At 39.2% G+C, this 17,871-nt stretch carries 19 protein-coding genes; 9 read left to right on the top strand and 10 right to left on the bottom strand.

Going from position 1 to position 17,871, the window contains the following annotated elements:
• Positions 1 to 53: 53 nt before the first annotated feature.
• From ACKGJN_RS03950 to ACKGJN_RS03920, 7 genes are all read right to left on the bottom strand, one after another.
• Positions 54 to 662, bottom strand: coding sequence for a nucleotidyltransferase family protein (locus ACKGJN_RS03950; protein ID WP_409538126.1), 609 nt, complete (start codon positions 660 to 662; stop codon positions 54 to 56).
• The gene (locus ACKGJN_RS03945) at positions 659 to 1,813 is read right to left on the bottom strand and encodes an XdhC family protein (RefSeq protein WP_409538125.1); all 1,155 of its coding nucleotides are present in this window, start codon (positions 1,811 to 1,813) and stop codon (positions 659 to 661) included. Before ACKGJN_RS03945 ends, ACKGJN_RS03950 begins: the two co-directional genes overlap by 4 nt.
• Positions 1,810 to 2,964, bottom strand: a complete 1,155-nt coding sequence (locus ACKGJN_RS03940; protein ID WP_409538124.1) for a cysteine desulfurase family protein — start codon at positions 2,962 to 2,964, stop codon at positions 1,810 to 1,812. The genes ACKGJN_RS03945 and ACKGJN_RS03940 overlap by 4 nt, the downstream gene beginning before the upstream one ends.
• 197 nt (positions 2,965 to 3,161) lie before the next feature.
• On the bottom strand, positions 3,162 to 3,500 hold the full coding sequence (locus ACKGJN_RS03935; RefSeq protein ID WP_409538123.1) for a winged helix-turn-helix domain-containing protein: 339 nt from the start codon (positions 3,498 to 3,500) through the stop codon (positions 3,162 to 3,164).
• A 144-nt stretch (positions 3,501 to 3,644) separates the two neighbouring features.
• The gene (locus ACKGJN_RS03930) at positions 3,645 to 5,921 is read right to left on the bottom strand and encodes a xanthine dehydrogenase family protein molybdopterin-binding subunit (protein ID WP_409538122.1); all 2,277 of its coding nucleotides are present in this window, start codon (positions 5,919 to 5,921) and stop codon (positions 3,645 to 3,647) included.
• A gap of 16 nt (positions 5,922 to 5,937) precedes the next feature.
• Positions 5,938 to 6,402, bottom strand: a complete 465-nt coding sequence (locus ACKGJN_RS03925; protein ID WP_409538121.1) for a (2Fe-2S)-binding protein — start codon at positions 6,400 to 6,402, stop codon at positions 5,938 to 5,940.
• A 160-nt stretch (positions 6,403 to 6,562) separates the two neighbouring features.
• Positions 6,563 to 6,925 (bottom strand): flavodoxin family protein, encoded by a 363-nt coding sequence (locus ACKGJN_RS03920; RefSeq protein WP_409538120.1) that lies wholly within the window; start codon positions 6,923 to 6,925, stop codon positions 6,563 to 6,565.
• A 232-nt stretch (positions 6,926 to 7,157) separates the two neighbouring features.
• On the opposite strand from ACKGJN_RS03920, the gene ACKGJN_RS03915 reads away from it, so the two are divergent.
• Positions 7,158 to 8,735, top strand: a complete 1,578-nt coding sequence (locus ACKGJN_RS03915; protein ID WP_409538119.1) for an NADP-dependent glyceraldehyde-3-phosphate dehydrogenase — start codon at positions 7,158 to 7,160, stop codon at positions 8,733 to 8,735.
• Positions 8,736 to 9,157: 422 nt separating this feature from the next.
• Here ACKGJN_RS03915 and ACKGJN_RS03910 read toward each other — a convergent pair whose 3' ends face one another.
• Positions 9,158 to 9,742, bottom strand: a complete 585-nt coding sequence (locus ACKGJN_RS03910) for a transposase (protein ID WP_409538118.1) — start codon at positions 9,740 to 9,742, stop codon at positions 9,158 to 9,160.
• Between the two features lie 371 nt (positions 9,743 to 10,113).
• Between ACKGJN_RS03910 and ACKGJN_RS03905 the strand changes: the two genes are divergently transcribed.
• The 4 genes from ACKGJN_RS03905 (at position 10,114) to ACKGJN_RS03890 (ending at position 13,149) form a co-directional block, all read left to right on the top strand.
• Positions 10,114 to 10,701 (top strand): HupE/UreJ family protein, encoded by a 588-nt coding sequence (locus ACKGJN_RS03905; protein ID WP_409538117.1) that lies wholly within the window; start codon positions 10,114 to 10,116, stop codon positions 10,699 to 10,701.
• A gap of 113 nt (positions 10,702 to 10,814) precedes the next feature.
• Complete coding sequence (locus ACKGJN_RS03900) at positions 10,815 to 11,246, top strand: deoxycytidylate deaminase (protein WP_409538116.1); 432 nt, start codon at positions 10,815 to 10,817, stop codon at positions 11,244 to 11,246.
• On the top strand, positions 11,243 to 12,829 hold the full coding sequence (locus tag ACKGJN_RS03895; RefSeq protein ID WP_409538115.1) for a S41 family peptidase: 1,587 nt from the start codon (positions 11,243 to 11,245) through the stop codon (positions 12,827 to 12,829). The genes ACKGJN_RS03900 and ACKGJN_RS03895 overlap by 4 nt, the downstream gene beginning before the upstream one ends.
• A 14-nt stretch (positions 12,830 to 12,843) precedes the next feature.
• On the top strand, positions 12,844 to 13,149 hold the full coding sequence (locus tag ACKGJN_RS03890; protein WP_409538114.1) for a hypothetical protein: 306 nt from the start codon (positions 12,844 to 12,846) through the stop codon (positions 13,147 to 13,149).
• 183 nt (positions 13,150 to 13,332) lie between these two features.
• Here the strand turns inward: ACKGJN_RS03890 and ACKGJN_RS03885 are convergent, their stop codons facing one another.
• Both ACKGJN_RS03885 and ACKGJN_RS03880 read right to left on the bottom strand, forming a co-directional pair.
• Positions 13,333 to 13,533, bottom strand: coding sequence for a hypothetical protein (locus tag ACKGJN_RS03885; RefSeq protein ID WP_409538113.1), 201 nt, complete (start codon positions 13,531 to 13,533; stop codon positions 13,333 to 13,335).
• Positions 13,534 to 13,551: 18 nt separating this feature from the next.
• Positions 13,552 to 14,127 (bottom strand): MarC family protein, encoded by a 576-nt coding sequence (locus ACKGJN_RS03880; protein ID WP_409538382.1) that lies wholly within the window; start codon positions 14,125 to 14,127, stop codon positions 13,552 to 13,554.
• A gap of 143 nt (positions 14,128 to 14,270) precedes the next feature.
• Between ACKGJN_RS03880 and ACKGJN_RS03875 the strand changes: the two genes are divergently transcribed.
• The 4 genes from ACKGJN_RS03875 to ACKGJN_RS03860 all read left to right on the top strand — a co-directional run bounded on the left by ACKGJN_RS03875 (position 14,271) and on the right by ACKGJN_RS03860 (position 17,870).
• Positions 14,271 to 14,855, top strand: a complete 585-nt coding sequence (locus tag ACKGJN_RS03875) for a DUF3109 family protein (protein WP_409538112.1) — start codon at positions 14,271 to 14,273, stop codon at positions 14,853 to 14,855.
• 331 nt (positions 14,856 to 15,186) lie between these two features.
• Positions 15,187 to 16,005: a hypothetical protein gene (locus tag ACKGJN_RS03870; protein WP_409538111.1), complete on the top strand. Its 819-nt coding sequence runs from the start codon at positions 15,187 to 15,189 to the stop codon at positions 16,003 to 16,005.
• A 21-nt stretch (positions 16,006 to 16,026) separates the two neighbouring features.
• Positions 16,027 to 16,380 (top strand): DUF4870 domain-containing protein, encoded by a 354-nt coding sequence (locus ACKGJN_RS03865; RefSeq protein WP_409538110.1) that lies wholly within the window; start codon positions 16,027 to 16,029, stop codon positions 16,378 to 16,380.
• Between the two features lie 512 nt (positions 16,381 to 16,892).
• A complete protein-coding gene (locus ACKGJN_RS03860; protein WP_409538109.1) occupies positions 16,893 to 17,870 on the top strand; it encodes a ribonucleotide-diphosphate reductase subunit beta in 978 nt (325 codons plus the stop codon).
• Position 17,871: the final 1 nt, after the last annotated feature.

Here is a 17,871-nt window from a genome sequence, read left to right as displayed (position 1 = left end):
CCCTTTTTTAACCGGGGTTTCAGCAGTTATTCCAAAATAATTTTTAGTCAGCTTCATTCTTCTTCCATTCGTTTTAGCAATTCCACATCTGCAGTGGTATCCACATCAAAATTTCCATTTTCAAAATGGACTGTCCCAAATTGAAAATCATTTTTATATATCAATTTTTTAGCCCCCTGATCTCCCTTCAGCTTTTTTAATTCTGAAAAAATTTCCCTGGAAAAGATGGCAGGAACTCCAACATCCCCTGCATATTCTGAAAATGTCGCCTGCTTATTGTTATTCAGTTGAACTCTTATCAACTCCTGAATTTTTTCTTTATTTACAAAAGGCTGATCTGAAAGCAGCATAAGAATATGTTCCAGTTCCCTTTCAATTCTTAGAGCTTCAGAAATTCCTTTCCTGATACTCGTGGACATTCCTTCTTCCCAGTTTTCGTTGATCACCAATTCAAAATTCCTGCTGTTGATTTTCTTATTGATTTCATCCTCCTTTGCGCCTAAAACAAGGATTTTGACATCAAATTCCAGCGATTCCGCAACATCAATACTATGCTGAAGCAGGGAAATCCCTTTAAATTCCACCAGCTGTTTTGGATATCCAAGTCGGCTGGAAGCTCCGGCGGCCAGAATTATAACCCCTATTTTCGTGTTTTTCTTCAAATGTGAACCTGCTTAAATTGATTCTCCTTTTTCTCATGAATAGGAGTGGTTTTCTCCTTTAAAGATCTGGCAGTCTTTCCCATTAAAACCGATTGAATTTCAGCTAAAATTGAAAGTCCGATCTCTGCCGGAGTCTCTGCCCCAATTTCCAGCCCCACCGGGGCATATATTTTTTTTAATTCTTCCGTCGTAAGATCAAATCCTTCAACCTCTAAATCATTCAGCATACGCTGGTACTTTTTTAACGGACCTAGAATTCCAATGTATGGGATTGTCTTTTCTGCTAAAAGCAACTTCAATACCGCCATATCATAATTGTAATTATGGCTCATCAGTACAAAACAGCTGCGATGGTCAATTTCAATATTTTCCAGGGTTTGTTCTGGTTTTGATACGATTATCTGGCAGGAGGAAGTAAAGCGTTCTTTGTTCGCGTGGGTGGGCCGGCCATCGGTCACTACGACATCCCAACCCAGCACATCGGCCTGCTGCGCCAGGATCTGAGCGTCGTTTCCGGCACCAACAAGGATAAGCTTTACCGGCGGCTGATAATTCTGAATAAAAATATGCTGCCTTTCCTCGCCGATTAAATATTCAGCAAAATGAGATTTATTATTTTTCAGGGTGAGCCGGGCTTGTTCCAGGATATGATTGAATATTTCCCTTTCCGGATTACTTCCAATAACTTCTGAATTTTCAGAAATCACCAATTTTGTTCCAGGCTGATCTTTTGATTTATCCAGATTAAACTGAACCACGATTGCCAGAGGATTCTTCTGATTAATTAGCTTTTTCAGCAACTCACAGGGATTAAGTTCATCCTTATAATCCAAAGGTTCAAACATTACCTGAATAATTCCATTGCAACCTAACTGTGCGCCAATTACTGCATCGTCTTCATCGCTGGTATCATAAGTAACCAGTTTATTTTTTTGCTGATGCAAGGCATGAAGCGCTTTTCGTAATGCATCGCCCTCCAGGCAGCCTCCGCTTATCGCCCCTGTGATATTTCCAAATTCATCAATGAGCATTCTCGCTCCTGCTTTCCTATATGAGGAACCCTCCACATGAACCACAGTGGCCAGAACGCTATCCACACCCTGATCCTTAAGAAGTTCATATTTTAAACTGATGACATCCAGTTCCCTCATACCATTGCTCTCTTTAGCTGATTTACAGTTTTATTTATCTCTTTTACCGCAATTTCAATATCCTCAATGCTGGTATCCCTCCCTAAACTAATACGAAAAGACGACAGCGCCAATTCATCGCTTAATCCCATTGCTTTTAAAACATGGGAGGCCTGAATTGTATTCGATGTACAGGCTGAACCACGCGAAATGGCAAGATTGTTCAATTTTCGTAGCAATGAATTGCCGTCAATATTTTCAAATGAAATATTGGTTGTATTGGGAAGTCGGTCACAAGCTTCAGAATTAATTATTGCGCCTTCGATATTTTTCAAGTCGTTTTCCAGCTTATTTTTCAATTTCAAAATTCTTGCTGATTCTCCTTCCATTTCAGAAAAGGCAATTTCAACAGCTTTTCCAAAGCCTACAATTCCGGGGACATTCATTGTGCCGGGACGCATTCCTTTTTCCTGCCCGCCACCAAAAAAATGAGGATTGATATCCACTTTGTTTTTTTTATTGATATATAAAGCACCAACACCTTTGGGCCCGTAAATCTTATGGGAAGAGAAGATCGCCAGATCTAAATTCAGCTTTTTTAGGTCTATCGGAATCTTGCCCACAGCCTGAGTGATATCACTCATAAGCTTCGCTTTTTTTGAATGAACTATTTTTTCAATATCATTCATTGGGTGGATCAAGCCGGTTTCATTATTTGCCATCATTAGACAAACCAGAATTGTCCTGGAAGTAACAGCCTGCTCTAATTCCTTGAGATCGATATTCCCTTCAATATCCACGTTCAGATAGGTAACCTCAAAACCTTTTTTTTCCAGAGCATTCATTGTATCCAGAATCGCTTTATGCTCGTTTTTACAAGTTATAATTTGATTCCCTTTGGATTGGTTTCTTTCGCAAAATCCAAATAGGGCAAGGTTGGCGGCTTCTGTAGCGCCAGAAGTAAAAGTGATACCGCTGGGTTTACAATTTAGCAACCCGGCGATTTGCTCCCGGGCATTTTCAACCGCTTCCCCGGTATCCCAACCAAATACATGGTCACTGCTGGCATTTCCGAATTTTTCAGTAAAATATGGCAACATGGTATCAACTACTCTAACATCAACCGGTGTGGTTGCATTGTAGTCGAGATATATTTTCCTTTTTGCTGCCATTTTCGTTATGTATTCGCGTATATATCGGTATTTAAACTGTCTGAAAAGAACTGTTTTCGTCAAGCTGTCCCGATAGCTATCGGGATGTTTCAGCTTCTAACTTATTTTGAATTATACTCAATTAGATTCTGAAATAAACCTGCTTGAACGAACGGGCAGGTTCAGAATGACGTTTGAAAAACCTTTTCAGACATCCTTCATTTTAAAACTTCAATAAAACCTTCCTGCTGCTCAAGAAGCTCGCTGATTTTATGTTGTAATTTCTCGTATTCCTGCATGGCTTTAATTGCATGCGGGGTAATTTCAGCCCCGCCCCCATGTTGTCCGCCTTTTTTCAGAATAACCCAGGGCTCTTCAGATTTATTATTTAATCGCTGAACTAAATCCCAGGCTTTTTTATATGACATCTTCATCTGCCCGGCAGCTTTTGAAAGTGATCCTTCCTTCTGAATGCTTTTGATCAATTGATGAGGCCCGGGACCATAAAATTTTTCGCCTTCGTCTTCTACCCAACATTTAAATTTGATCTTTTTCAAATGTAGATTCTTATTATTTCGACTGCGCTCAACACAAGCGTTTTTTATTGGTCTCCCGATAGCTATCGGGAGTAATTCGCATAGCTCCATCAGGGTTAGTATCGTGTTTACTTTATGCTCACTTCATATTTGAAAGCGATCCTGTTAGGTTTTCAAATCTCTACTGGCACTTTTCAATTCGGTTATGAAGGGTTGCTTATAAAACCTTTTTCCTGTTGCTTTGTAAAGTGCATTTGCCAAAGCCCCCTGCACCGGCGGAAATGGCGGCTCTCCAAGTCCCGTAGGATCTATGCCGTTATCGACGAAATACGCTTCAATTTTGCTTGGAGCTTCCTGATGACGAATAAGCCTGTAGGTATCAAAATTGCTTTGTTGGGTAATACCATCTTTAAATGTTATCTCGCTATACAACGCATGTCCAATCCCATCAATAGTTCCACCTTCTACCATATTCAAGGCTGCATCAGGATTCACCACAATTCCGCAGTCTACCGCACAAATAACTTTATCTATGACGGGTTCATTATTTTTTAAGCTAATATCCAGGACCTGCGCCACGTATGAATTATGGCAGTAATACGCAGCAACTCCCCTGTTTAAAGTAGAACTGCTGTTATCCCAGCCGGCTTTATCCCTTACCAGCTTTAAAACACCTGCATAACGGGCCGGATCATAATCGTTTTCCTCTCCTACCGGATCATTTTCTGCACGTTTCAGCATATCCAGGCGAAACTGAATAGGATCTTTTCCCATTTCTTCAGCGAGTTCATCTAAAAATGACTGTTCTGCTCCCGCAATAAAATTTGATCTTGGAGCCCTGAAGGCACCTATCGAAATATTCGATTCGATCGCCCAGCTCTCGGCAAGGTAATTATCAATTGCCCCAGCAGGAAAACGATTGGCAAAAAGAGGACTTTCAGAAATACCACCTGCATTCACATGAAATGCGGTAAGATTATTATTCCCATCCAGAGCCGCACGGTAGGTAACATGGTATGCGGGTCGATAAACGCCGTTGGTCATATCATCCTCCCGGGTATAAACAAGTTTTATTGGCGCTCCCATTTTATTAGAAATAACGGCAGCTTCTACAAGGAAATGTCCATAAAGCCTACGGCCGAAACCACCTCCCATACGGGTCATTTGTATATCTATATTTTCAAGGTCCATCCCCAGGCGTTTGCTCACGCTTTTTTCAGCAAACTCGGGAGTTTGAATAGGTCCCAACAACTCTGCTTTACCATTTGAAACATTGGCAAAAAAGTTCATTGGCTCCATGCAATTGTGAGCAAGAAACGGGCAAGTGTAGGAACGTTCAATAACCCGTGCTGCATTTTTGAAAGCAGACTCGGGATCTCCATCCCTTCTTACCATTTCAGATTTGTCGGCACCAATTTCGGCCATTAGTGAATAATGAATATCCGTATTTTCAAGTCCGCTTGATCCCGCAAGACCAGCAGATTTTTCAAGAATTTCAATTTGCTTTGTCAATTCGGGATTTAGATCCCATTCTATCTTTAAAGCTTTTTTAGCCTGCATCACCTGCCAGGTAGAATCACCCACCACTACTACCAATTTGGGAAAGGACGTGGTATCACTCCATTCCTTTTCCATGTCTTCCGGATAGGTTTCTATCGTGAAAACATCTTTTATACCGGGCATTTCCTTTACCTTATCTGCATCCATGGACTTTAATTCCATTCCAAAAGCAGGCGGTTGAACTATCATTGCGATAAGCATACCATCACGCTGAACATCAAGCCCAAATAAAGGCTGGCCTGTAACTATTTTCTTTGCATCTACATTTTTGCGGGAGGTACCTATTATTTTAAAGTCACTATTCTCTTTAAGTACAACTTCTTCGGGAACTTCAATTTTTGCGGCAACTTTGGCAATTTCACCGTAGCCTATAGACTTGTCGCTACCTTTGTGTTTAATAATTCCTTTTTCCACAGAAAGTTCGGAAACCGGAACTTCCCATTGATTTGCGGCAGCGGTAAGCAACATTTGTCTCGCAGTGGCTCCTGCCATTCTTAACGGCTCCCAACCCTGACGGATAGACTGACTTCCTCCTGCCAATTGCCTTGTAAAAATATCCGTATTTAAAGGTGCCTGTTCTACGATCACATTGTTCCAATCCACATCCAGTTCTTCGGCAACGATCATAGGCATCGAAGTCTTTACGTTTTGACCGATTTCCGGGTTTGGAGAATAAATTGTTACAATTCCGTTATCACCTATCTTAAGATACCCATTCATTTCGAACCATTCATCCGGCATTTCCAGAGCCATTTCTGCTCCGCCTTTCTCTGCCGCACGTTTACAAGCCAGCCAATTGAAACCAATCAATAATCCACCTCCGGCAAGGGACATATTTTTGATGAAAGATCTTCTGCCCATTCCTGTTTTTACTGTACTCATTTTTTTCCGGATTTAATTAAACTATCTGAGAGTCTGAAGCCGATTTAATGGCAGCTTTTATTCTGGTATATGTTCCACAGCGGCAAATATTACCGTTCATTCCATTTTCGATCTCTTCATCGCTTGGATTGGGATTATTTTTCAGCAATGCAGTGGCCGACATAATCTGACCTGCCTGGCAATAACCGCACTGAGGCACATCGTGCTCCAACCATGCCTTTTGAACAGGATGATCTCCGTTTTCGGAAAGTCCTTCTATAGTGGTTATTTTATTATCCTTTACCGATGATATCGGAAGCTGGCAGGATCTAACAGCATTACCGTTTAAATGGACCGTGCAGGCTCCGCATTGCGCAATTCCACACCCATATTTTGTTCCTGGTAAATTTAGATGGTCTCTTAAAACCCAGAGTAAAGGAGTATTAGGATCTAACTCCAGCCTGTGTTTCTCTCCATTGATGGTAACATTGAATTCTGCCATAATAAAAGATTTTGTTTAAAAATAAGAAAACATTTAAATTAAGCCTAAAAAAATAAAGAACAAAAATTAAATTCATCTTTTAACTTTTAATTTCTTCAATATTTTTGAAGTTATAAATCAGCTTGAATTATCAAACCATGAAAAAAAGCACTTATATAATTTAGATATCCTGCAACCATTTTAGAACCCTGGTATCTGTCTCTTTAGCTCTTTCCCCTTTTACCGGCAGGAGAATTCCATCCCTTTCAGGTCCGCCCTTTATCGAAAAGCCTTCCAACACCTCGCTTTCGGGACAGAGCTGTTTTAGTGTCTCAAAGCTAATACCCACATCATATCCCCCGTGGGTGCTGAAAGGAATAACGGTTTTGCCGCTAAGGTCGGTTTGATGCAAAAAGCTCTTCATTGGCGGTGGTAATTGCATGTCCCAGGTAGGAAAACCTATAAATATTTTGTCATATTGATAGATATTATCAATATAAGTTTTTAAAGGAGGTAAATATCCATTTTCATTTTCCCTGTCCACCTGATCTACAATAGCCTGATAATTTTCGGGGTAAGGATCCTTTAATTCCAGTTCGACCAGTTCTAGGTAACCAAAAAGATTATTAATGTTTTGATTTAAACATTTATGAATGATGTGTTAAATACTATCATAAAAAAACGGTGCTTAAATAGGGTTACTTTATTTTTGAAAATATGTTGAGTGTAAAATTTTTGATATACTTTTCAGAATAACCATCTAAAAATCATTAAAAATGAAAGATCCCGGAAAATTCACAACCACAGACTTAGTTCATCAGCAAACCTATCTTTCCAACGGAGAATTAATTCCGTGGAATGGAGCTACCGATGAGGTTTATTCCACGATCTCTACCTCCGAAACCTACCAGCCTACATTGCTGGGAAGTGTTCCGCATATGGATGAAGCCGCTGCGCTGGAAGTTTTAAAGGGGGCCTGTGATGCTTATTCCAAAGGTCAGGGCGACTGGCCCACGATGAAAGTTGCTGAAAGGATTGCCTGCATGGAAGGCTTTGTCTCACAAATGAAAACCAAACGGGAAGAAGTGGTGAAACTTTTAATGTGGGAAATAGGAAAAACCCTGCCCGATTCTCAAAAGGAATTCGACCGCACCGTGGAATACATTAATGACACCATAGAAGACTATAAGCAACTGGATAGGGACAGTGCCAAATTTTTGAAACGCGACAATGTGCGGGCACATATAAGAAGAGGTCCTTTGGGAGTTGTGCTGTGCCTGGGACCTTATAATTACCCCTTGAACGAAACTTTTGCCCTGCTTATTCCGGCATTGATCATGGGAAATACCCTCATTTTTAAACCCGCGAAACACGGTGTCCTCCTTCTTTCTCCATTGATGGAAGCCTTCCGGGATAATTTTCCTAAAGGAGTATTGAACATTGTATACGGACGGGGACGGGAAATTGCCGCCCCCATCATGGCTTCTGGAAAGATTGATGTCCTGGCCTTAATTGGGAACTCTACTTCGGCAAAAGCACTTCAGGATCAGCATCCGCATAAAAACAGACTCCGCCTGATCTTAGGTCTGGAGGCTAAAAATCCTGCGATCATCCTTCCCGATGCGGACCTGGATCTCACCATTGATGAATGTATCTCCGGCACCTTGTCTTTTAACGGTCAACGATGTACCGCGCTTAAGATTATCTATGTGCATGAAGATATCAGGGAAGAATTCAACTCACGTTATGCTGCCCGGGTAGATGCACTTAAATTTGGTAATCCATGGGAGGAAGGTGTTATGCTTACCCCACTGCCTGAACCCGGAAAACCTTCGTATATTCAGGAACTTATCACCGATGCGGTGGAAAAAGGTGCTGTTATTTTAAATGAAAAAGGAGGAAACGCCTCCGAAAATTATATCTACCCGGCGGTTTTATATCCTGTTACCAGGGAAATGAGGGTTTATAAGGAAGAACAGTTTGGGCCTGTAATCCCGATAAAACCTTTTACCGATATCCAGGAGTTGCTGGATGAGATCGCCGATTCCAATTACGGTCAGCAAATAAGCCTGTTTGGGAAAGACGTGAAAGAACTCGCGCCACTAATCGATACGCTCGTCAATCTGGTATGCAGGGTTAACCTTAACAGCTCCTGCCAGCGCGGCCCGGATGTATTTCCTTTTACCGGCCGGAAGGATTCTGCAGTGGGAACCCTAAGTGTTCACGATGCCCTCCGCTCATTTTCAATAAGGACCTTTTTAGCGGCTAAGGATAATGAGATCAATAATGATATCCTCCGGCAACTGCTGGAAACCAAAAACTCTAATTTTGTAAATACCGATTATATTCTTTAATGCCCGAAATGGGTTTAAGGATTTATGAAATGAAGTCAACAAGGTCCTGTAGGAAGCGGAAAATGATGGATGCCGGATAAAAATAAAAAAATCATGTTTTCCGAGAATTATGCCTGAAAGTATCTTGTTTTTCAGAACCTGTTTAAGATATTGGAAACTTTTTGAGATTTTCCCCTATTTTGGTTGTGTCCAGCCCGTATTCCCTTCCTTTTCGTTTTGGTATTCAATTTAGTACGACTCGATTTTAAATATCCAACACTATCAGCGACACTCATTTTGTTGTTAACTTTTCCAAAGTTCAAAAACTTTGGAAAAGTTAGTGGAAAGGTAGATTCCTAATGTTCTGTTTAGTTTCGGAGGATTCTCGGTTAACTTTTCCAAAGTCAAAAAAACCTTTGGAAAAGTTGGTAAAGAAGAATGATTTATTCGATTCCGGTTAGTTTCGGTGGGTTTTTGTGACAATAAATAAAATTTTCCAGGTCATCAAAATAACTAATGACTTCTTCCCTTTTTATTATGGTAGGTTTAGAGGTTATAATTGTTTTGTATGAACAAAACTCCCATTCTTCTATATCCTTACAATAATTGTGATTCACCGGATTATAATGGATGTAATGTATTAGCTTTCTCAAATAAGTCTCATTCAGGATTGGCTTTCGTTTAAAATTCTTCATAAACAAACTTCCTTTCCTTCCCTGCTGTTTATTATAAGCCTGGGTGTAGGAACTGAATAAATTGGAGAAGTTTTTACTCAGGACCAGGGGGAATTTTTCCAAAGTTTGAAACTTTGGAAAAGTTCGCAATTCTTCTTCCGATTTTATTCTGACAAGAAAATGAAAGTGATTGGGCATTAGGCAGTATGCGAATGAATCTGCAATAGGAGAAATCAATTCTCTGTACCGCTTCAAAAAGAAACGATAGTTCTCTTTGGAAGCAAATAATTTTTCATTGCCATTGGCCCGGTTGTAAATGTGATAAAATGAATCTGGTTCTAAAGCTATGCTCATCCTTCCATTTTTAGCCTGTTTCACCTCAACTGAAAAATTGATTTAATAACATTGAATTTAACACATATATTGTTAAAAGGACGTGAAATTAATTTAAGAAAAGCCATTTGATTTTTCCTATCTCCATTTTTTTTCAGGGTATGCACTTCGTTTAACTTTTCCAAAGTCAAAAAAACTTTGGAAAAGTTGGTGGGAAATTAGATTTCTGCTGTTCTGGTTAGTTTGGGTGATTCCGGTTTAACTTATCCAAAGTTCAAAAAAACCTTGGATAAGTTGGTGGGAAAGTAGATTTTCAAACCCAAACCCAAGACTTTAGGCCTTTTGCCATTTTAACAATATATCGTACTTTCGGGCTACTCAAAATTGAATTTATGTCAGAGTTTTGGTTATATTTCAGGTTGGGACTGGAACATGTGCTGGATTGGAATGCCTATGATCATATCCTTTTTCTTATTGTACTGGTGGCAGCCTACAGCTTTGCTTCGTGGAAACAAGTATTATGGCTTGTAAGCATATTTTTTATTGGCCATACTGTTGCCTTATTCCTTTCGGTTTACGGAGTTGTAAGCGCGAGCAGTAAATGGATAGAATTATTGATAGCTGTTACTATTCTGGTAACTGCGCTTTTCAATCTTTTTACCGCAAAGAAGAAAGAAAAACAGCGAAACCCGGCACTTTTATACATCAGTACCGCATTTTTTGGACTTATTCACGGACTGGGATTTTCCACCTTTTTCAAGATGGTGGCCGGCAGCAAAGAACAAAAGTTTCTTCCACTACTAGAATTCGCCCTTGGAATTGAGGCAGCTCTAATCATCGTTGCCTTTAGCGTGCTCATCCTGGCTTTTATTTTTCAGAATATATTCAAGGTGAACCGCCGGGACTGGATCCTGGTTGTTTCGGCTATAGTCATTGGGATGATCCTCCCAATTTTGAAAGAAAATTTTCTTGCAATTTGAGAATAATTTAACGGCATTAAATTGTAGAAAACATTGATCTGCAATATTTTAGCAGCAAATAAATTGAAGTTTTTAAAAAATATTAAAAGCCACTAATACAGGCTTTATAAACTATGCAGCAAAAAAAACAACTCAGGTATGACAAGGCTTACCTTCGAATTGCCCGGGAATGGGGAGAACTCTCCCACTGTAAAAGAAGAAAAGTTGGTGCGCTTATTGTGAAAGACCGGATGATAATTTCCGACGGATATAACGGTACCCCCACCGGATTTGAGAATTTTTGTGAAGATGAAGAAGGATACACCAAATGGTATGTGCTTCACGCCGAAGCCAATGCTATTTTAAAAGTGGCTTCCTCTACGCAATCCTGCAAGGGAGCAACGCTGTACATTACGATGTCCCCCTGCAAAGATTGCAGTAAACTTATTCACCAGGCAGGAATTACCAGGCTGGTGTACCAGGTGGATTATAAGGATAATTCCGGGCTTAAATTTCTGGAAAAGGCAGGAGTAGAACTCTGCCATGTAAACGAACTTGACAATTGAAAAACAACACTAAAATATATTTTCCCTTTTTATTGGGTCTGGCTTGTGCAGCAGGAGTTCTGCTGGGCGCTATGCTAGACTTTTCGCCAAACGAGGGGATGTTTGCCTCAAATCCAAAGAAAGCAAAACTCTCCCGCCTCATAGATTACATAGATTATGAATATGTAGATGAAGTAAATACAGATAGCATTGTGGATGTTACCGTAAACAGGATCCTGGAAAATCTGGATCCGCATTCGGTTTATATTCCCAAAACCGAATATGCCAATGTAACCGAAAATATGCAGGGTGATTTTGTGGGTATTGGAGTAAGTTTTTATACGGTAAATGATACCATTGTGGTTATCCAGCCTTTGGAAGGTGGCCCCAGCGAAAGGATTGGGATACGCGGCGGGGATAGGATCCTGTACGCAAATGATGCGCAGTTGTTCAACAAAAATATCACCAATGACTCCCTTACTTCCAAGCTGAAAGGTGAAGAAAACACAAAGGTGATGCTCACTATTTTTAGAAAAGGGATCAAGGAGCTGTTAAAGTTTGATGTAACCCGGGCAAGGGTTCCGCTTAAGAGTGTGGATGCCGCTTATATGCTTACCGAAGATCTTGGATACATAAAGGTCAACCGCTTTTCAGAAACTACTTATAAGGAATTCAAAGAAAGCCTGATGCGCCTGAAATCACAGGGAGCTGAAAAGATCGCGTTGGACCTTCGGGACAATCCGGGAGGTTATCTTGCTGAAGCCGTAAATATGGTAGATGAATTTTTAAAGGATGGAAAACTAATCCTCTTCACCAAAAACAAAAAAGGCGCCATTGAAGAAACTTTTTCCAGTAGGGAAGGAGCTTTTGAAAACAATGAAATATTTGTGCTTATCAATGAGAATTCGGCATCGGCCAGTGAGATCGTAGCGGGTGCTTTTCAGGATAACGACCGGGGAACAATTATTGGTCGTCGTTCTTATGGAAAAGGTTTGGTGCAGCGCGAGATGGAACTTGGGGACGGCAGTGCGGTAAGACTTACCATTGCAAGATATTACACCCCTACCGGACGCTCTATTCAAAAATCATATAAAGAGGGAAATGAGTCCTACTTCAGGGATTACACCTCCAGGTATAAAAACGGGGAACTGGTATATGCAGACAGTATTCACGTGAAAGATTCTCTGAAATATGTTACCCCCGGCGGAAAAATAGTATATGGAGGAGGCGGGATTATCCCGGATGTATTCGTGCCAAAAGATATCAATTTTGAAAGCGAAAATCTCACCTACCTTTTACGCCAGGGATTCTTAAGCAAATTCGTTTTTGAAGTGCTTGAAAAAAACAGGGATTATTACAATGCTCTTTCCTGGGAAGAGTTTCAGCAGGAAGAAATGATTACCGATGAAGTGGTGGCCGGTTTTTTCCAATTTTCAGGAGAACTAAATATTCCAATGAAGATAAAAGAATATAGACCCTTGTTAAAAAAATACTTAAAGGCTTCTATGGCACAACAACTCTTTGGGAATGACAAATTTCAACGGATAATCAATAACGATGACCGAATTATAAAAAAAGTGATAGAATTATCTCAACCAAACTAGTATCTTCGTAATTAATGGATGCCTACAACGATTATACAGCCATATTTTTACTGCTCTCCCCGCTTTTTTTCTACATAATCGCGGTATGCTTTAGATTATTGGATAACAGCGCATTACTATTCCTTCAAAAGGAAATTTTGGTAGATTCCTCCAATGTTTCACTAAAAGCCATCAAGGAACAAATAAAATCCTCCCCAGATTCCAGGTTTAAAAGCCAGTTAAAAAGAGCTTTGATCTTTAGAAAGATCCATAAAATATTTATCATCCTAATGATCGCTGCACTGCCGGTTACGGTGGTGACCTATTTCGCCCTATTCTAGTACAAAACCAGCAAGTTCGGGCCTTTGATATTCAAGAAATCAAACCTGTTTTTGAAGGAAACTAATTTGTTGAAGGATTATCCCTACAAACTTATTTGTGCGTAAGTTTTTTCTTTCGCTTATCCCGGAAGCAAAAGACAGTATCAGCCGGAGGCACTTTCTCCAAAAAAACATTAAAATCTTTTAACTATTCCGATGCTTTTTATCAATCGCTTTTGAGGTAAGCAGAATACCAAGAAGTACAATCACGATTGCAGCCCCAAGGATCCCAATAAGAGCTATGGAACTCTCTTTGGCCAGCAAATCATTAAAATTGAGGATGGTAGCATTGTAAACGATCACGCCTAGAGAAAGTAAAATTAGGATAAAGATGAAAATTTTCATAAAAATGATCTTTAATTTTTATATGAATAAACTCTGAATATTCGCTGCAAACAATTTCACTGCTATTGCAAGTAAAATTACCCCAAATATTTTACGTACCACATTAATCCCCTGTTTTCCAAGGAAATGTTCAATTTTCCCTGAAGATTTAAGGACCCCAAATACAATAATAATATTAATAATAATTGCAGCCACGATATTGATAGTTTCATATTCAGCCCTCAATGAAAGCAAAGTAGTCATGGTTCCGGCACCTGCAATTAATGGAAATGCCAATGGAACTACAGCGGAGGTTTCCGGAGCCTCATCTTTATAAAGTGTTATGCCTAAAATCATTTCCAGGGCAAGGAAAAACAGGATAAAGGAACCTGCAACCGCAAAGGAATTCACATCTATCCCAATAAGGTTAAGAATTTGTTTCCCTACAAACAAAAACATAATCATCAGAATCCCGGCAACAATCGAAGCTTTCTCACTTTGAATGTGACCTGCTTTTTTTCGCAGATCGATAATAATTGGGATGCTCCCAATTATATCTATAACAGCAAATAAGATCATACTCGCGGTGGCGATCTCTCTAAAATTCAGCATCATAACAACAGGTTTTAACTGCGGCAAAAATAAGTTTTAAAAACAGAAATAAAACCATTTCAAGGCTTATTTTAAGGGAAATTCTCAACTGGAAATTCTGAAGGAAAATGGTCTATATAACCGTCATAATTAAATATCTTTGCGGCATGTTTCAAATAGGAAAAACAATTGTCTCTGAGGAGATCGTCCAAAAGGATTTTTTATGCAACCTTTCTGCATGCAAAGGCGCATGTTGTATTGCTGGAGATGCCGGAGCGCCGCTGGAAGAAAAAGAGACTAAGATCCTGGAAGAGATCTATCCATTGGTAAAACCATTTTTGAGAAAAAAAGGAATCGAAGCCATCGAGCGACAAGGAACATCGGTAGTTGGGGAAGATGGAGAATTTGAAACTCCGCTTATAGATGGTGCAGATTGTGCCTATGTCACCTTTGATAATCGCGGAACCGCACTTTGCGGAATTGAAGAAGCTTACAACCAGGGCGAGATCAAATGGAAAAAACCGGTTTCCTGCCATTTATATCCGGTACGCGTTCAGGATTATTCAGAATTTGCTGCCGTAAATTACCACCATTGGGAAATTTGTGATGATGCCTGCACCCTTGGAAAAGAATTGCAGGTGCCCGTTTATAAATTTGTAAAAGAAGCCCTTATCCGAAAATTCGGGGAAGATTGGTTTATGGAACTGGAAAAGACTGCCGCTACACTGGATAAACCCCTTCCAAATAAATAGCTTTTTCTTAGCCCAAAATCCCCACCCAGACAGACACATACCCGTATCAACCTTTTTCAAATGAGCTTCACAGGCTGATTTAGTTTTTCTGCGGAAATCTGTGATATTCATCAATTTTCCCGTGAATGAAATTAAATCCCTTTCCAAAACCGGGTAAAATTACCTAGCTGAAATATCTAAATTTTAGAAAAATTTTAAATTAAAATCCGTATTTTTAAGTAGACATTATTTGCCCCAAATAGCTACCCCACCAAATTAATTTTATCGCCCCATTTCAAGGAATTAGTGTTCCTGTGCCGAAGATAGCTTTTAGAAAAATCTAAATGCATGTATGATGAAAAGGAAGATTTTAACATGGGTTCTAGCCATTTTGCTTTCTATACCCACGCAAGGACAATTTTTAAAAAAACTTCAGGAAACAGCGGAACAGCCATTAAAAACTGAAGCTAGGGCAACATTGGTCTTCCATGAAAGTTACAATGCCATTTCCACTGATTTACTTATGCATGATGCGTTACAGGAATTTGGCTTCCTAATAGGGATGGAACAGGTAGAACCTTCAGAAATTCTGGAATTATATGATTTTGAATGGAAATTTATTTTTCTATTGAAAACCAAAGAAGGAGAAAGAAGGATGAATTTTCTGTTTAAAAAAGATGCTCCTTATTTTGGTTTGCAAATTTCTGAAGACAGAAAAAGGTACCTGGTAGTGGATCCGGAAAGAAATATCAATGTGCTTTTTATTGGCCTGGGGGATACGAAAATCACCTCAGCATTTAGAATTTTGAATACGGAACCTACAGTGTCAAAAAGGGGAGAAAACCAGGGAGTTTTAAGTTTTAACAAAATTGGAGATAAAGAAATAATGGGATACGAAAGCAAAGGTTTTCAGGTTGAAAACAACCAATTTGTGTACACTTTTTATATTGCAGAAGAAACCCAATTGGGCATTCACGATTTCCACCGAAACAGTCAAAAATTGATTCCCCAAAACTTTAATCCTAACTGGCTGGAGAAAGGAATGTTAATGCAAATGATCTCTGAAGGAAAGAAAAGCATACGGGATAATATCACGTTAACCTGTATTGGTATTGAAAAGTACAGCCTACAACTTAGAAAAAACGACAATATGAGTCTGGCAAAAAATTAATTTAATTTAAAATTTCTTGAAATGGAAAATCAACAATCACAAAGCAATATTATCGAAAAAACCGGGGAAGACAAGACGATCGCGGTGATCGCTTACTTAACTTTTATTGGCCTTATCATCGCCTTTGTAATGAACAACGACAAGAAATATGAATTCGCAAGTTTTCATATAAAACAATCCCTGGGATTGGTATTAATTAGCGTTGGATTATTTATTATAGGAATGATCCCAATTTTAGGATGGATCATTTCCCTTTTTGGATCTATTTTTTTACTGGTTCTTTGGATCTTTGGGCTTATTAATGCTATAAACTACCAAACCAAACCCGTTCCGGTTTTGGGGAATTATTTTATTGATTGGTTTAAAAATATTTGATTGCATCCATATTCTGAAAGAGCTGCTTCCCTCCTTTTTATCATTCTGAACGAGCTTTTGGGCGAGGAAGAATCTTTTGATGATTTGTTAGACGTGTTTTCTGTTTAGTGCCTTTCAAAAATGATGCGTCCAGTGAGGGTGCAGGATTCTTCAATTTGTTCATGACATTTCAGATAAAAACAGTTTTTTCAAATCTTTCCGGATTCCGGGAATGGAAATAGTGTGTTTTCGGCACAATTGTTAACAAATGCAATAAACTTCTTAAGCACCATTTTTAAAGGGATTAAGGGATATCCTTAAAATTCATATAGTATTTATTAACAGTATTCAATTTATTGATTTTCAGTAGTTTACAGTTAAACATTAACGATTCTATTAGAAACGTAAACTCTGCTTGTTAAAAACTTTGTTGAAAACGTTTGGCGCTACATCTTTTAAAATCTAATTGGTTTCTCCATATTTGTTAACGTTGATTTCTTAGCGTGATTAGCAAAACCAGAAAACCAAAATACATGGCACAACTTGAACCCATTTTACAGGAAAACAAAGACAGATTTGTAATCTTTCCTATCAAACATCACGATATCTGGGATTGGTATAAAAAAATGGAAGCCAGCTTTTGGACTGCAGAGGAGATCGACCTGCACCAGGACGCAAACGACTGGAACAATAAACTGAATTCAGATGAACGTTATTTCATCAAACATATACTTGCATTTTTTGCAGCTTCAGATGGGATTGTGAATGAAAATCTTGCTGAAAACTTCGTAAATGAAGTACAGTATTCCGAGGCAAAATTCTTCTACGGATTTCAGATAATGATGGAGAACATTCATTCTGAAACCTATTCCTTGTTAATCGATACCTACGTAAAAGATGAGAAAGAAAAAGATCAGTTGTTCAGAGCAATTGAAACTTTTCCTGCAATTAAGAAAAAAGCAGACTGGGCCTTAAAATGGATCGAATCTGATTCTTTTGCTGAAAGACTGATCGCATTTGCCGCAGTGGAAGGAATTTTCTTCTCGGGTGCATTTTGTTCTATTTTCTGGCTTAAAAAACGCGGATTAATGCCCGGACTAACTTTCTCCAATGAACTTATTTCAAGAGACGAAGGTGTACACTGCGACTTTGCGGTGCACCTGCACAACAAACACCTGGTTAACAAAGTTCCAAAAGAACGAATTCGTGAGATCATTATGGATGCGCTTAACATTGAACGGGAATTCATCACCGAATCCCTTCCTGCGAGCCTTATTGGAATGAATGCAAAACTCATGACCCAATATCTGGAATTTGTTGCAGACAGGCTTCTGGTAGAGCTGGAATGTGAAAAGCAATACGGCAGCACCAATCCATTTGACTTTATGGACATGATCAACCTTCAGGGTAAAACTAATTTCTTTGAAAAAAGAGTTGGAGAATACCAGAAGGCTGGAGTGATGAACAAAGACAAAGACACCAACAAAATAAGTTTTGACGCCGATTTTTAAA

The organism is Gillisia xinjiangensis, assembly GCF_046298265.1.
Classification (GTDB): domain Bacteria; phylum Bacteroidota; class Bacteroidia; order Flavobacteriales; family Flavobacteriaceae; genus Gillisia; species Gillisia xinjiangensis.
Note: the sequence above shows the minus strand (reverse complement) of the source record. Positions and strands in the feature narration are given on the sequence as shown.

Excerpts from the sequence above, each read along its gene's own strand:
- ACKGJN_RS03945 (WP_409538125.1), bottom strand. The coding sequence starts at position 1,813 with ATGAGGGAACTGGATGTCATCAGTTTAAAATATGAACTTCTTAAGGAT.
- ACKGJN_RS03940 (WP_409538124.1), bottom strand. The coding sequence starts at position 2,964 with ATGGCAGCAAAAAGGAAAATATATCTCGACTACAATGCAACCACACCG.
- ACKGJN_RS03930 (WP_409538122.1), bottom strand. The coding sequence starts at position 5,921 with ATGAGTACAGTAAAAACAGGAATGGGCAGAAGATCTTTCATCAAAAAT.
- ACKGJN_RS03925 (WP_409538121.1), bottom strand. The coding sequence starts at position 6,402 with ATGGCAGAATTCAATGTTACCATCAATGGAGAGAAACACAGGCTGGAG.
- ACKGJN_RS03915 (WP_409538119.1), top strand. The coding sequence starts at position 7,158 with ATGAAAGATCCCGGAAAATTCACAACCACAGACTTAGTTCATCAGCAA.
- ACKGJN_RS03910 (WP_409538118.1), bottom strand. The coding sequence starts at position 9,742 with ATGAGCATAGCTTTAGAACCAGATTCATTTTATCACATTTACAACCGG.
- ACKGJN_RS03905 (WP_409538117.1), top strand. The coding sequence starts at position 10,114 with ATGTCAGAGTTTTGGTTATATTTCAGGTTGGGACTGGAACATGTGCTG.
- ACKGJN_RS03900 (WP_409538116.1), top strand. The coding sequence starts at position 10,815 with ATGCAGCAAAAAAAACAACTCAGGTATGACAAGGCTTACCTTCGAATT.
- ACKGJN_RS03890 (WP_409538114.1), top strand. The coding sequence starts at position 12,844 with ATGGATGCCTACAACGATTATACAGCCATATTTTTACTGCTCTCCCCG.
- ACKGJN_RS03885 (WP_409538113.1), bottom strand. The coding sequence starts at position 13,533 with ATGAAAATTTTCATCTTTATCCTAATTTTACTTTCTCTAGGCGTGATC.
- ACKGJN_RS03880 (WP_409538382.1), bottom strand. The coding sequence starts at position 14,127 with ATGATGCTGAATTTTAGAGAGATCGCCACCGCGAGTATGATCTTATTT.
- ACKGJN_RS03875 (WP_409538112.1), top strand. The coding sequence starts at position 14,271 with ATGTTTCAAATAGGAAAAACAATTGTCTCTGAGGAGATCGTCCAAAAG.
- ACKGJN_RS03870 (WP_409538111.1), top strand. The coding sequence starts at position 15,187 with ATGATGAAAAGGAAGATTTTAACATGGGTTCTAGCCATTTTGCTTTCT.
- ACKGJN_RS03865 (WP_409538110.1), top strand. The coding sequence starts at position 16,027 with ATGGAAAATCAACAATCACAAAGCAATATTATCGAAAAAACCGGGGAA.
- ACKGJN_RS03860 (WP_409538109.1), top strand. The coding sequence starts at position 16,893 with ATGGCACAACTTGAACCCATTTTACAGGAAAACAAAGACAGATTTGTA.